The sequence below is a fragment of the Mesorhizobium sp. B2-3-12 genome (assembly GCF_006442205.1).
Classification (GTDB): Bacteria; Pseudomonadota; Alphaproteobacteria; order Rhizobiales; family Rhizobiaceae; genus Mesorhizobium.
This window is the reverse complement of record NZ_VFVR01000009.1, coordinates 22,457-34,533: the sequence shown is the minus strand read 5'-3', so window position 1 is coordinate 34,533 and position 12,077 is coordinate 22,457. Positions and strand designations below refer to the sequence as shown.

Annotated in this window: 16 protein-coding genes; 8 read left to right on the top strand and 8 right to left on the bottom strand. The window is 65.0% G+C overall.

What is annotated here, in order from left to right:
* Positions 1-18: 18 nt before the first annotated feature.
* On the bottom strand, positions 19-435 hold the full coding sequence (locus tag FJ948_RS23385; RefSeq protein WP_140708605.1) for a helix-turn-helix domain-containing protein: 417 nt from the start codon (positions 433-435) through the stop codon (positions 19-21).
* Positions 436-542: 107 nt separating this feature from the next.
* On the opposite strand from FJ948_RS23385, the gene FJ948_RS23380 reads away from it, so the two are divergent.
* From FJ948_RS23380 to FJ948_RS23370, 3 genes are all read left to right on the top strand, one after another.
* Positions 543-1,130: a dihydrofolate reductase family protein gene (locus FJ948_RS23380; RefSeq protein ID WP_140708603.1), complete on the top strand. Its 588-nt coding sequence runs from the start codon at positions 543-545 to the stop codon at positions 1,128-1,130.
* A 190-nt stretch (positions 1,131-1,320) separates the two neighbouring features.
* Positions 1,321-2,262: an alpha/beta hydrolase gene (locus FJ948_RS23375; protein ID WP_140708601.1), complete on the top strand. Its 942-nt coding sequence runs from the start codon at positions 1,321-1,323 to the stop codon at positions 2,260-2,262.
* An 88-nt stretch (positions 2,263-2,350) separates the two neighbouring features.
* Positions 2,351-3,295: a sigma-70 family RNA polymerase sigma factor gene (locus tag FJ948_RS23370; RefSeq protein ID WP_140708600.1), complete on the top strand. Its 945-nt coding sequence runs from the start codon at positions 2,351-2,353 to the stop codon at positions 3,293-3,295.
* A gap of 22 nt (positions 3,296-3,317) precedes the next feature.
* On the opposite strand, the gene FJ948_RS23365 is transcribed toward FJ948_RS23370, so the two are convergent.
* The 4 genes from FJ948_RS23365 to ada all read right to left on the bottom strand — a co-directional run bounded on the left by FJ948_RS23365 (position 3,318) and on the right by ada (position 6,075).
* A complete protein-coding gene (locus FJ948_RS23365; RefSeq protein WP_140708598.1) occupies positions 3,318-4,061 on the bottom strand; it encodes a 2OG-Fe(II) oxygenase in 744 nt (247 codons plus the stop codon).
* Positions 4,058-4,606, bottom strand: coding sequence for a methylated-DNA--[protein]-cysteine S-methyltransferase (locus FJ948_RS23360; RefSeq protein ID WP_140708596.1), 549 nt, complete (start codon positions 4,604-4,606; stop codon positions 4,058-4,060). The genes FJ948_RS23365 and FJ948_RS23360 overlap by 4 nt, the downstream gene beginning before the upstream one ends.
* 124 nt (positions 4,607-4,730) lie before the next feature.
* The gene (locus tag FJ948_RS23355) at positions 4,731-4,949 is read right to left on the bottom strand and encodes a hypothetical protein (RefSeq protein ID WP_140708594.1); all 219 of its coding nucleotides are present in this window, start codon (positions 4,947-4,949) and stop codon (positions 4,731-4,733) included.
* Positions 4,950-4,962: 13 nt separating this feature from the next.
* Positions 4,963-6,075, bottom strand: coding sequence for a bifunctional DNA-binding transcriptional regulator/O6-methylguanine-DNA methyltransferase Ada (gene ada / locus FJ948_RS23350; RefSeq protein ID WP_140709080.1), 1,113 nt, complete (start codon positions 6,073-6,075; stop codon positions 4,963-4,965).
* A gap of 171 nt (positions 6,076-6,246) precedes the next feature.
* Here ada and FJ948_RS23345 point away from each other — a divergent pair, with 171 nt between their 5' ends.
* Positions 6,247-6,543: a type II toxin-antitoxin system HigB family toxin gene (locus tag FJ948_RS23345; protein ID WP_140709078.1), complete on the top strand. Its 297-nt coding sequence runs from the start codon at positions 6,247-6,249 to the stop codon at positions 6,541-6,543.
* On the top strand, positions 6,543-6,941 hold the full coding sequence (locus tag FJ948_RS23340; RefSeq protein ID WP_140708592.1) for a type II toxin-antitoxin system HigA family antitoxin: 399 nt from the start codon (positions 6,543-6,545) through the stop codon (positions 6,939-6,941). The genes FJ948_RS23345 and FJ948_RS23340 overlap by 1 nt, the downstream gene beginning before the upstream one ends.
* 35 nt (positions 6,942-6,976) lie before the next feature.
* Here FJ948_RS23340 and FJ948_RS23335 read toward each other — a convergent pair whose 3' ends face one another.
* Entirely contained in the window at positions 6,977-7,669 is a 693-nt protein-coding gene (locus tag FJ948_RS23335) for a helix-turn-helix domain-containing protein (RefSeq protein WP_140708590.1), read from the bottom strand.
* A gap of 177 nt (positions 7,670-7,846) precedes the next feature.
* Between FJ948_RS23335 and FJ948_RS23330 the strand changes: the two genes are divergently transcribed.
* Positions 7,847-8,173, top strand: a complete 327-nt coding sequence (locus tag FJ948_RS23330) for a DUF1330 domain-containing protein (RefSeq protein ID WP_140708588.1) — start codon at positions 7,847-7,849, stop codon at positions 8,171-8,173.
* A 112-nt stretch (positions 8,174-8,285) separates the two neighbouring features.
* Positions 8,286-8,822, top strand: coding sequence for a hypothetical protein (locus tag FJ948_RS23325; RefSeq protein ID WP_181173789.1), 537 nt, complete (start codon positions 8,286-8,288; stop codon positions 8,820-8,822).
* A gap of 60 nt (positions 8,823-8,882) precedes the next feature.
* Here the strand turns inward: FJ948_RS23325 and FJ948_RS23320 are convergent, their stop codons facing one another.
* A complete protein-coding gene (locus tag FJ948_RS23320) occupies positions 8,883-9,332 on the bottom strand; it encodes an ester cyclase (protein WP_140708586.1) in 450 nt (149 codons plus the stop codon).
* Positions 9,333-9,547: 215 nt separating this feature from the next.
* Here FJ948_RS23320 and FJ948_RS23315 point away from each other — a divergent pair, with 215 nt between their 5' ends.
* Positions 9,548-11,653, top strand: coding sequence for an EAL domain-containing protein (locus FJ948_RS23315; protein WP_140708584.1), 2,106 nt, complete (start codon positions 9,548-9,550; stop codon positions 11,651-11,653).
* 100 nt (positions 11,654-11,753) lie between these two features.
* Here FJ948_RS23315 and FJ948_RS23310 read toward each other — a convergent pair whose 3' ends face one another.
* A complete protein-coding gene (locus FJ948_RS23310; RefSeq protein ID WP_181173788.1) occupies positions 11,754-11,948 on the bottom strand; it encodes a hypothetical protein in 195 nt (64 codons plus the stop codon).
* Positions 11,949-12,077: the final 129 nt, after the last annotated feature.

Here is a 12,077-nt window from a genome sequence, read left to right as displayed (position 1 = left end):
TCCTCGGAGCGCCTGTTTCTACACAGTATGCTCCGCCCGCAGCGCCACCTTCATCCGTTCCAGCGCCGGTTCGCCGCCAGCCGTCAGTTCGTTTGCGATGCGGGCCAGCTTGTCGTCGGACTTGCGGTGCTTGCTGCCCCAGGCGCCCAGTGTGGCCAGCACCGGAAGCAAGTCGATGCCGGCATCGGTCAGCCGGTAGATCGCCTTCAGCCCGTGGCTCGGGTCGTTGCTGCGGGTGAGGATGCCTTCGTCCTGCAGCGTCTGCAGCCGCTCGGCCAGCGTGCGCGAAGAGATGCCTTCATCGGATTGCAGGAACTCGCGAAAATGCTTTTTGCCGGCGAAGACCAGATCGCGGATGATGAGCAGCGTCCAGCGGTCGCCGAGCAGTTCCAGCGACAGGTTGATCGGGCAGCCGGATCTTTCGCGGGTCGACATTTCTATGGTTCCATTTTTAAATCACTTTACTATTGACGTCATTGTTCGCATGCGTCAAATGGTTCCGAAAGTAAAGCATTTACTGCGCGATCCGAGGAGGACAATCAATGAAAAAGCTCATCCTTCAGATGCAGATGTCGGTCGACGGTTTCGTCGGCGCCGAGGCCGATCATCCGTGGCAGCTCTGGGAGTGGGGCGACGACAATGGCTGGGACGCCGAGCTGAAACGGGATTTCAACGCCGTGTTCGCCGGCATCGACACCATCCTCTTGAGCAGCAAGATGGCCGAGGAGGGCTATCTCACCCATTGGGGCAAGGCGGCGCGGAAATATCCGGCCGATCCGTTCTATGCCTTCGCCCAGCGCATCGTCGAAGCGCGCAAGGTGGTGCCGAGCGACAGGCTCGAGGCCTCGCGGTGGGAACGCACCACGGTGGTGAGCGGCGACCTTGCGCGCGAGGTCAACGCGCTGAAGGCGGGCAAGGGCGGCAACATGGCCGTCTTCGGCGGCGCCGGTTTCGCCTCGGCGCTGGTCGCGGCCGGGCTGGTCGACGAGTTCCAGCTGTTCGTCAATCCGGCCGTGCTGGGCGCCGGCCGCCGTATCTTCGACCAGGGCGGCTTTCACAAGCTGCGTCTGCTCGGCTCGAAGGCCTATGCCTGCGGCATGGTGGTCAACCGCTACGCGGCGGCTGGCTGACCTGGCCGAAATATTGTGCGGGCAGAGTCCCTTGCCGGCCTGTCTTCGCCTTTCGCATGCTGTTGCTGGCAAGCGGCCGTCAGCCATGCCCGGAGATAAACGCATCCCGTCCGTATCCTTTTTGTCGGCCCGTCCGTCTCAAGCTTCGGACCATCGCGAGACACGCGATCGGCGGATCGAGGAGACCATCATGGCAAGCATCGAGAGCGAGGCGAATAGGACCCATTACGCGGCGATCGCGGCCAATGCGGGCAAGCTGACCAGCCCGCAGGCGATCATCGACCACAACGATGTCCACTGGACGGCGCTGACGGGCGAGCCGCGCGGCGTCGACTATATCGAGGTCGATGCCGGCGGCGTGCCGGCGATGTGGGTCGTGCCCAAGGGCGCCGACGACGAGCGGGTGCTGTTTTATGCGCATGGCGGCGGCTTCATCGGCGGCTCGATCTACACGCATCGCAAGCTGGTCGGGCATCTTGCCAAGGCCGTCGGCTGCCGGGCGCTGGCCTACAACTATCCACTGGCGCATCAGGCCAAGCACCCGGCCCAGCTCGAGGCCGCGATGGCAGCCTGGAACTGGCTTGTCGACCAGGGCTTCGACCCCGGGCGGATCGTGATCGCCGGCGATTCCTGCGGCGCGGTGCTGACCTATGGCGTCTTGCAGCGGCTGCGTGCGCAGGGGCGGCCGCTGCCCGTTGCCACGCTCATCATCTCCGGCTGGTTCGACATGGCGATGACCGCCGCCAGCTACGAGACCAACCGCGAAAAGGACCCGGCCTTCGCCAGGGAAGCCGTCGATTGGCTGGCGGCCAATTTCATCGGCGATGCCGACCGGCGCGATCCGGAAGTCAGCCCGCTTTATGCCGACCTCTCCGGCTTTCCGCCCGTCTTCCTGCAGGCCGGCGCTGACGAGACGCTGGTCGACGAAAGCCGCATGTTCGCCGAGCGTGCGCGGCAGGCAGGCGTCGAGACGCGTCTCGACGTCTTTGACGGCATGCTGCATTCTTTCCAGATGATGGCCGGGCGGGCGCCGGAGGCCGACGATGCGATCGGCCGCTTCGCCGCTTGGGTGCGGCCGAGGCTGGGACTGCCGGATGCCGCTGATAAAGTTGCCGACAACAGGGCGGCCTGACCGTGGACCATCTGCCCGGGTCGAGCGTCGTGCTTGTGAATGTGCGGCACTTGCGCGATGCTGGAGTGACGCTGAGCGACGTGCCGCGATGAACCAGCAGATCCGCAAATCCGATCAGACGGCGCAAGGCATTGCGCCGCGCCTTGACCCCGAAGGCCTGTTCGACATGCGCTACAGGGCGTTCCTGGAGACGGTCTCGCATTTGCGTGTCCGTCTGCACCGCTACTGCGCGCGCATGACCGGTTCGGCTCTCGACGGCGAGGACATCATGCAGGAGGCGCTGTTCGAGGCCTATCGCAAGATCGAGCTGCTCGACGATGCGCAGGCGCTGCGGTCGTGGCTGTTCCGCATCGCCCATAACAGGTGCATCGATTTCATCAGGAGCCGCCGCGCGCGGCTCAAGGCCGAAGCCGGCTATGCGGCCGACGACATCGTGCTGCCTGTCGAGCCCGCTGGTCCTGGCGCCGGCCGCGCCATCGAGCGGCTGGTCGTGCACCTGCCGCCCAAGGAGCGCGCCTGCGTGCTGCTCAAGGACGTCTTCGACCACTCGCTGGAAGAAATCGCCGACCTCGTCGGCTCGACATCGGGCGGGGTGAAGTCGGCGCTCAACCGCGGCCGCGCCAAGCTCGCCGCCTTGCCGGCGCAACCGGGCGCGGCGCCGGCACACGACCCCGAACTGGCGCAGCTACTTGGCCGTTATGTCGCGCTCTTCAATGCCAGGGATTGGGACGGTGTGCGGGCACTGACCAGCGCCGATGCGCGGCTGCGGGTCTCGGACTGCTACAATGGCTTGCTCTCGGCTTCGCCCTACTTCGTCGAATACGAGCGCGGCCCGCCCTGGCGCATGCGGCCAGGCGCGATCCCAGGCGCGGTCGAAGGGGAGTTCGTGCTGGTCGTCGAGCGGATGCATGGCGAGGTCTGGCGGCAGGATTATCTGGTGCGGATCCATGCCGAAGGCGGCGTGATCAAAAGCATTGCCGACTATTATGCGTGTCCCTGGATCCTGGAGATGGTGGCCGCGGACGCGGAATGAAGCGCTTCATGCTCCATGACGCTCACTTAGCATCGTGAAAAATGATGCCGACCGTGTGGCGCATGCCTGAGCGCAGGCGGCTGACGCCGTGGCGCAGATTGACGCGGTAATTGCCTTTCGTGCCCTGCACCGGCCGGTTGTGGACGGCGAAGGCCACCGCATCGCCCTGGCGCAGGGGCACCACCTCGACCCGGCTCTGCATGCGCGGCCGCTGTTCGGTCAGCGCGAATTCGCCGCCGGTGAAATCCTCGCCGGGCTCTGAAAGCAGGATCGCCACCTGCAGCGGGAAGGCGAGGTCGCCATAGAGGTCCTGGTGGAGGCAGTTGAAGTCGCCAGGCACATATTGCAGCAACAGCGGCGTCGGCCTGACCTGGCCGGCGGCATGGCACTGGTCGAGAAACGCGCCATGCGTGGCGGGGTAGCGCATGGCGATACCCATGCGCTCGTTCCACCGGTTGGCGATTTCGGCCAGCCTGGGATAGAGCGCGGTGCGCAGGCCGCCGATGAGGTCGGGCAGGGGATAACGGAAGTAACGGTATTCGCCCTTGCCGAAACCGTGCCTGGCCATGTGGATGTGACTGCGGAAATGTTTTTCGTCCGTGTAGAGGCCGGCGATCTGCCGGCACTCTTCAGGCGAGAGCAGCTTTTCCATCACCGCGCAGCCGAAGCCGTCAAGTTCGGCGGTGAGCGCCGACCAGTCGTAAGTGGCGATGCGTGTCCGCGCGGCTTCGACCAGCGATGCGGCAACCCTGGCGTCGGCGTTCATATCGCCGCCTCCCTTTCCAGCAAGGCGCGCTTGCGCTCGATGCCCCAGCGGTAGCCGGACAGCGCGCCGTCGGCGCGCAGCACGCGGTGGCAGGGAATGCCGAGCGCGATGGCGTTGGCGGCGCAGGCCGTCGCCACGGCACGGGCACCGTCCGGCATGCCGAGGCGCCGGGCAAGGGCGGTGTAGGTGACCGTGACGCCGCACGGTATGGTGCGCAACGCCTCCCACACGCGCTGCTGGAAGGGCGTGCCGTGGCGCGTGTCGAGCGGCAGGTCGAGACCGGCGCCGGGCGTTTCAATGAAGCGCGCGATCGCCGCGAGATCGTCGCGCAGGCCGGCTTCGTCCTCGATCAGGACGCTGCCGGGGAAGCGGTTGGCGAGGTCCTGTTCCAGCGTCTTGGCGTCGGAACCGATCAGGATGGCGCGGACGCCAATAGGGCTGCGCGCCACGAGGATGTTTCCAAGCGCGGACTGGCCGATGGCGTAGGTGATGGTCTCGAGGGCGGCGCTGGTGGCCGCCGTCCCATGGGTTTGCATGTGGTTCATTGCCTTCACTCCTTCTGTGTGCCTGAACCCTAGCCCCATGCCGGCTGGTCCTCACTCCGGTGCTTGCTTTCAAATTCAAATTTGCCGCGTTCGAGGATGAAGGATGCACAGGCACCGAGTGTGCCTACGCGACACGCGTGACGGTGACCTCGCCTAGCAAAAAGACCTCGCCGCTCAACAACCGCAGCTCGATCTCACCCGTAGCGGTGCCGCTCCACTCTGCCTTGCCGCCATCGACCAATTCGCCGATGGAAGCCAACACCAGCGACTTCGCATCTACGGCCCCGTTATTGGCGATCTGGACATTCGCACCGGCGGTGGAGGACCTTGCCATGGTGCGCATCGCCGGTCCTCCGTCAGGCCCGCGAGGACCGGTCGGCCTTGGCGGATGCCGCCTCGCGGTCGAGCAGCGCGCGCTTGCGCTCCGCGCCCCAGGCATAGCCGGACAGCGCGCCGTCCTTCCGGATCACCCGGTGGCAGGGAATCGCGACCGCAAGGGCGTTGGCGGCGCAGGCGGCGGCGACGGCGCGGGTCGCCTTGGGCGCGCCGATACGGCCCGCGATCTCGGCATAGGAGACGGTGCGGCCAGCGGGGATGTCGCGCAAGGCCTGCCAGACGCGCTGCTGGAACGCAGTGCCGCGCACGTCGAGCGGCAGGTCGAGACCGAGCGCCGGCGCCTCGACGAAACCGACGACGCGGGCGACGAGCGCCTCATAGTCGCGGTCGCCGCCGACCAGCCGCGCCTTGGGGAAACGGTCCTGCAGGTCGCGCACCAGCGTGTCGGGATCCTGGCCGAGCAGGATCGAGGCGACGCCCTTGCGGCTCGAGGCGACCAGGATGGTACCGAGCGAGGATTCGCCGACGGCGAAGCGGATTTCCTCATTGGCGCCGCCGGCACGGTAGCGCGTCGGCGTCATGCCGAGCATGCCGGTGGATTTCTCGTAGAAACGCCCGCTCGAATTGAAGCCGGCATTGTAGATCGCCGAAGTCACGCTGACGCCGTCCTCCAAGCCCTGGCGGACCCGTGCGGCACGCCGGGCGGCGGCGTAGTCTTTCGGCGTCAGCCCGGTGACCGCCTTGAAAACGCGGTGGAAATAGCCGGGGCTGAGGCCGGCGGCATCGGCCAGTTCGGCGAGCGAGGGTTCGGCCTCGCTGTCCTCGATCCTGCGGCAGGCATCCGCCACCATCGCGGCGTTGGCGGCCTCGAGCGAAGGGCCGTCCGGATTGCAGCGCCGGCATGGGCGAAAGCCTGTCGCCCTGGCCTGGTGTAAAGTGTCGTGCAACTGGACATTGGCAGGGTTGGCGCGCCGCGACGGGCAGGAGGGCCGGCAATAGACGCCCGTCGTTGCCACCGAATACCAGAATGCGCCGTCGGCCGACTTGTCGCGCGCCACGATGCGCGCCCAGCGCGGATCGTCAGCGACCAGCAGTGTGGCGGGTTGCAGATGTTTGGCCAGGGTGATGAACATAAGCGCATTGAAGCCGCGCAGGGCCAGCCGCGCCACCCGTTTCCTGACAACTGCCAAGAGGAAGAAGGGTGATTGAGGGCGAACTGGATCCATCCGGCCGAGAACGACGCGCAGCCTTCCCAAACCGGGAATACTGCTTGTTCCCGATTTGGGAATTCGCTATATCAGGCTATGCAAATCATCGCCAAGAAAGCGCTGAAGGATTTTTGGGCCAAGCACCATCAGTCCGAAGCGCCTTTGACGGCTTGGTATATTGCTGTCGGCAGGGCCGATTGGAGGACGCCAGCCGACATCAAGGACGCGTTCGGAGCCACCGTCGATTTCGTGGGCGATAACCGCGTCATTTTCGATATTGGCGGCAACAAATATCGGTTGATCGTCCACGTCGCCTACAAATTTCACCGGGTCCTGATCAAATTCGTCGGGACACATAAAGAGTATGACAAGATTGATCCGGAGAAGGTGTGATGGAAAACATTCGACCCATTAAGACCGAAGCCGATTACGATTGGGCGATCGCCGAAATCACCAAATACTTCGAGAATGAGCCGGAGGTCGGCTCTCTCGACGGTGATCGCTTCGACGTCCTCGCAACCCTGATCGAGGCTTACGAGGATAAGCACTACCCGATTCAGGCACCCGATCCCGTCGAAGCCATTCATTCGCACATGCAATTGTTCAACCTGTCGCGAAAGGCTTTGGCCGAGGTGATCGGATCATCGCCTCGGGCAACCGAGGTGCTGAACAGAAAGCGCGCCCTTACCCTCGACATGATCTTCAAACTGAACAAGGAATGGAACATTCCCGCCGAAATCCTCGTGCGACCCTATCACCTCGCAAAGGATAGGGGCGGCAAGCGCGCCTAAAGCGTTGTCCACCCGCTTGCCGACAGCATTGGCTCCTACGCCGCGCGCTTGGGTTCCACCGCGAAGGGGCTGAGGCCGAGCCAGGTCTGCATTTGCCTGCCGATGGCCTGGTCGCCGGTCAGGACGACCTTCGCGCCGGCCTTCTCGACGGTGAGCACTCCCATCCAGATCGCCGTCATCGTGTGCAGGTCGGTCGAGACATAGAGGTCGACGTCGAAGCCTGGATCGTACCAGCACAGGTCGACCTCGCCGTGCTTTTCGACAATCAGCCACCAGGAGCGCTTGGAGGCCGGAAGTTCCTGATACAGGAACTGTATCACCGTGCGTCCTTCCGGCAGGGGCGAGGGGTTCAGATTGCGCCGCATGTCCCACATCAGCAACGACGGATCGAGGTTCTTCAGCGACAGCCGGGACTCGACCCATTTCTGGCCCCAGAACCCCATCGCCTCGACGACCGGGCGCAAATCCCGGCCGGCCTCGGTCAGCCGGTATTCGAAAATCCCTTTCTCGCCCTGGACCTCCTTGCGCTCGACGATCCCCGCCAGTTCAAGCTCCTTAAGCCGTTGCGACAGAAGGGTCGGCGACATTTTCGGCACGCCGCGGCGCAGGTCGTTGAAACGGGTCGAACCCGCGACCAGCTCGCGCATCAGCACCATCGTCCAGCGGGTGCACAGCACCTCGGCGGCCATCGATAGCGGGCAGAACTGTTTGTATCCGTGCTGGGTCATGACCGTGCCTCTCCCTCGAACCTGCGGCAGAACATTAGTCCTTCGTGATTGAAGCGGCGAGTACAGAAACTGTACCGGCCCGGTACAGATCGCGGACTGGCTGGCTCGGGCCCCGCCATGCGAGCCCTCTGGACGGCTGCACGGGATACTCCTGTGCGCCGCAACCAGGAGACCATCATGACTGCTTACGTTATCGCGGACATCAAGATGAAGGACCCGAAATGGGTGCCGGCCTATGCCGCGTCGGTGCACGAACTCGTCCACAAGCATGGCGGCAGATATCTGTCGCGCAGCGGCAATGTGAAGACGCTCGAAGGCCAGCCGCTCGACACCACGCTGATCGCCTTGATGGCGTTCCCGTCCGAAGCGGCGGCGCGCGCCTTCACCAGCGATCCGGCCTACGCGCCTTTCGTCTCGGCTCGCCAGGGCGGCAGCGACAGCCGTTTCCAGCTGATCGACGACACCGATCTTGCGGGAACGATCCCGTATCTGCCGAAGGGATAACCGGCATTCGCCGCGTTTTCGGGATCTTCAAGCAGCAACAGCCACGGCGCTTGCCTGTCGCGCCGCCGTATTTCCGGCGGCCGGCCAGCCGTGCTTTATCAACAGGAATGGAATGGATATGAAATCAAACTTTCGCAACGGGTTTCTCATGGCGGGGGCCATGCTGGCCGTCTATACGGGTTTCGCCCAAGCACATCAGGAGGCGGCCGCGGGCGCGCCGGATGCCAATCCGCTGGCCGAAAAGGTGCGGGCCGCCAACAGCCGGTTTCTCGACGTCAATGCGGCGACGGCGGAAGGCTATGCGCCCATTCCCTGCGCCAGCGGCACCACCGGCGGCGCGATGGGCATCCACTATGTCAATGGCGGGTATCTGAAGGACGACAGGATCGACATCGCCCGTCCCGAAGCGGTGATGTACGAGCCGATGGCCGACGGCACGCTGAAGCTGGTGGCGGTCGAATACATCACCTCGAAGGGGCCGGCGTCGCTGGAGGGACAGCTGTTCAACTTCAACAGCGCGCCCAACCGCTATGGCCTGGGAGAGTTCTACGAGCTGCATGTCTGGGCCTGGAAAGGCAACCCGACCGGCACCTTCGCCGACATGAATCCGAAAGTGTCGTGCGAACACGCGATGGCGCCGAGCCAGTAACCGGCATGGCCAGGCGGCGGCAATGCCGCCTGGCCAAAGCCTCGATTTCGGCTAAGTTTGTCAGGCCGCCTTGATCAGGCCGAGCTGGGTGAGGGCGGCGACGCCGTCGTCGAGACCGATTTCCTCGACGATCCTGCCGTCGATCACCTTCAGCACCGTGGTGCCGGTGAAGCGCATGGTACGGCCGGTGGCGGCGGGCAGCGAGCCGGTCAGGAAATCGCCGAAGGCCGGGCCGGTATGCGTGCCGCCGCCCTCCCACTGGCCGACGACATAGTCGCCCTCGGCGATGAGGTCGGCGGTGGCCCAGAAGTTGAGGTCCGGGAAGGCGGCGCGGAAATCGGTCATGAAGGCCTTGATGTCGTCGCGGCCCCGGCGTGGCTCGTGCAGCGAGTATTTCAGCAGCATGTCGGGCGCGGCGACCGCGTCGACGACCGAGAGGTCGCAGGTTTCACCCCAGAAGTCGGTGAACCATCTGACGACGACGGCCTTGTTGTCTTCCTGCTTGGTCATAGGGAGGTCCTCTTCTTGTCTGGATCACCGGGGTCGATGATCCCTGGCTATCCCTACGATGATCGGACGCGCGCAAAACTCCGGTTCTTGCCGGCCAATCGAAAGGCGGCATGGCAGGCGAGGAAAGCCAGCACGCCGGCCCCGGCGTCCCAGTAACTGTTTCTTCTCTGGTTTTGCCGCAGATTGCCCGCGGGATGGGGCAGGCGAAACGGACGATGGCGCGTCAGGGTAGGAAAAATCGCAACGGAGCGTTCTGGGCCAAGGCCCTGGAGCGTGCCCATCTTGGCGTCTGGGACTGGGATCTCCGCACCGGCGATTGTTTCTACTCCGAGACCTGGGCGCGGATGCTTGGCTACGACGAGAACGAGCTTGCCGCCACCAGCGACCTGTGGCTGCAACTGACCCATCCCGATGACCGCGAGCGGGCGCTGGCAAGCGGCGACCGCCACATTGCCGGGCTGACCGACGCCATCGAGACCGAACTCCGGCTGAAGCACAAGCAGGGCCACTGGGTGTGGGTGCTCGACCGAGGCGGCATCGTCGAGAGCGACGCTGACGGCAAGCCGCTCAGGCTGATGGGCGTGCAGACCGACATCTCCAAGCAGAAGGCGGCCGAAGCCGCGCTCGAACAGGTCAACATCCGCTTTCGACTGGCGCTCGCCGCCAGCGGCACCGGCATCTGGCACTACGACATCGCTACCAACAAGAGCTATTGGGACTCGCGCACAAGAGAGATATTCGGCCTCGTCGCGGTGACCGACGAGGTGACGGCGGATCTCTGGCACAGCTACTTGCATCCCGACGACAAGGACGCCGCCGAAAGCGCCCACAAGGTGCCGTTGGAAACCGACGGCGTCATCGCCGCGCAGTACCGGATTATCAAGCGTGACGGCCAGATCCGCCATGTCGAATCGCTGCTGCGCTTCGTCGCCGCCGCCGGTGCCACCGGCCAGGTCCTGGGCACCGTGCGCGACATCACCGAGGACAGACTGCGCGAACAGGAGCTTGCCTTCGCCGCCCGCCACGATGCGCTGACCGGCCTTTGGAACCGCGCCGCCTTCGACAGGCTGCTCGCCGATCATATCGCCACGCGCGTGCCGCTGGCGGTGTTCTATGTCGACCTCGATTATTTCAAGGCGCTCAACGACTTCGCCGGCCATGCCGCCGGCGATCTGGCGCTGAAGGGCGTCGCGGCGGGCATTGGCCGCTGCCTGCCGCCATCGGCGCATGCGGCGCGGCTCGGCGGCGACGAGTTCGCGCTGATGGTGCCCGATTGCGATGTCGATCAGGCCGAGCAACTGGCAGGCGCGATCCTGACGGCCGTGCGCGACGCCGATCTCGGCCTCGCCGCGACGTCGCGGCGACTGGCGGCCAGCATCGGCATCGCCATCATCCACGACCCTCTCACCACGGTTGCCGACGCATTGGCTTGCGCCGACGATGCCTGCTACGCGGCGAAGGCCGCCGGGCGCGATCGCTTCGCGCTGTTTTCGGCCGAGACCGCCGCCGGTTCGGGCGGCCTCAACGCCGCACGGCTGGCCGCCGACACGGTGGACGCCATGGAAGACGGCAGGCTGAAACTGTTCGGCCAGGAGATCCACCGGCTGGGCAGGCCCTGGGAAGAGAGCCGCCACGTCGAGGTGCTGGCGCGGCTGGCCGCAAAGGGCGGCCGGCTGATCCCGCCCGGCGAATTCATTCCGGCGGCGGAGCGCTTCGGCGTTGCCGCGCGGCTGGACCGCTGGATCATACGCACGGCGCTGTCACGGCACGGCGCGGCGATGAAATCCGGCGCCATCACGCTCGGCTTCAACCTGTCGGCGCAGACGCTGAGCGATCCCGGACTGTGGGACTTCGTCGACAGCATCATCGAGGAAACCGGGGCGCCGCATTCGGGCATCGGCTTCGAGATCACCGAAACCGCCGCCGTCACCAATTTCGATGCCGCCGAAACCTTCGTGCGCAGGGCGCGCGAGCGGCGCTGCAGGGTCAGCCTCGACGATTTCGGCGCCGGCATGAGCTCGTTCGAATATCTCAGGCGCTTTCCGGTCGATGCCATCAAGATCGACGGCTCCTTCATCGAGAACATCGCCGAAAGCCGCTTCGACCGCGAGATCGTGCTGGCCATCACCAGCATCGCCCGCAGCCTCGGCTGCGCCGTGGTGGCCGAGAAGATCGAGCGGCAGGACATCGTGGCCATGCTGGACGATATGGGCGTCGAGTTCGGCCAGGGGTTTCTGCTGCACCGGCCCGAACCGCTGGATGGGATCGTGGCGCGCGCGGCGGGATTGGCCGGCGGCGCATCGAGACGCACGGCGTCCTGATTGGACAAAACGCATGTCGCTAAGCGATCTGGACAGCGACATGCGTGAAGGCGAAGATCCGATGCGCGCGGGCTGAATCCGCTGAACGCGACGCGTTTTGTCAGCCGTGACGACGCGCCGCCGCTCGGGGAAATTCCAGCACCCCGGGTTCCGGCTTCCTGTGTTGTGCTTCCGCCACCATCTCGATCAACAGGTCGAGGGCCTCGCATGTGGCGCGGCTCGTCTCGTCATTGCCGCGCAGATAGTGGTAGGCGCGTTCGAGATGGAGACGGGCGGCTGAAAAATCGCTGGTCAATGGTCCCTCCATTAACCCGCCCTAATGTATCTTGGCCGGTCTGGCGCAATGTGGGGTAAATATCCACAAGCGCCTTTTATTCAAATGCCGGCGAACGCACTGGAGAGGGGCAGCCGGTGGCGGTGCCCG

Bases quoted from the DNA above. Each gene is read 5' to 3' on its own strand.
- ada (WP_140709080.1), bottom strand. From the start codon at position 6,075: ATGTTCATCACCCTGGCCAAACATCTGCAACCCGCCACACTGCTGGTC.
- FJ948_RS23355 (WP_140708594.1), bottom strand. From the start codon at position 4,949: ATGCGCACCATGGCAAGGTCCTCCACCGCCGGTGCGAATGTCCAGATC.
- FJ948_RS23315 (WP_140708584.1), top strand. From the start codon at position 9,548: ATGGCGCGTCAGGGTAGGAAAAATCGCAACGGAGCGTTCTGGGCCAAG.
- FJ948_RS23365 (WP_140708598.1), bottom strand. From the start codon at position 4,061: ATGAACGCCGACGCCAGGGTTGCCGCATCGCTGGTCGAAGCCGCGCGG.
- FJ948_RS23320 (WP_140708586.1), bottom strand. From the start codon at position 9,332: ATGACCAAGCAGGAAGACAACAAGGCCGTCGTCGTCAGATGGTTCACC.
- FJ948_RS23330 (WP_140708588.1), top strand. From the start codon at position 7,847: ATGACTGCTTACGTTATCGCGGACATCAAGATGAAGGACCCGAAATGG.
- FJ948_RS23385 (WP_140708605.1), bottom strand. From the start codon at position 435: ATGTCGACCCGCGAAAGATCCGGCTGCCCGATCAACCTGTCGCTGGAA.
- FJ948_RS23345 (WP_140709078.1), top strand. From the start codon at position 6,247: ATGCAAATCATCGCCAAGAAAGCGCTGAAGGATTTTTGGGCCAAGCAC.
- FJ948_RS23335 (WP_140708590.1), bottom strand. From the start codon at position 7,669: ATGACCCAGCACGGATACAAACAGTTCTGCCCGCTATCGATGGCCGCC.
- FJ948_RS23325 (WP_181173789.1), top strand. From the start codon at position 8,286: ATGGATATGAAATCAAACTTTCGCAACGGGTTTCTCATGGCGGGGGCC.
- FJ948_RS23370 (WP_140708600.1), top strand. From the start codon at position 2,351: ATGAACCAGCAGATCCGCAAATCCGATCAGACGGCGCAAGGCATTGCG.
- FJ948_RS23340 (WP_140708592.1), top strand. From the start codon at position 6,543: ATGGAAAACATTCGACCCATTAAGACCGAAGCCGATTACGATTGGGCG.
- FJ948_RS23375 (WP_140708601.1), top strand. From the start codon at position 1,321: ATGGCAAGCATCGAGAGCGAGGCGAATAGGACCCATTACGCGGCGATC.
- FJ948_RS23360 (WP_140708596.1), bottom strand. From the start codon at position 4,606: ATGAACCACATGCAAACCCATGGGACGGCGGCCACCAGCGCCGCCCTC.
- FJ948_RS23380 (WP_140708603.1), top strand. From the start codon at position 543: ATGAAAAAGCTCATCCTTCAGATGCAGATGTCGGTCGACGGTTTCGTC.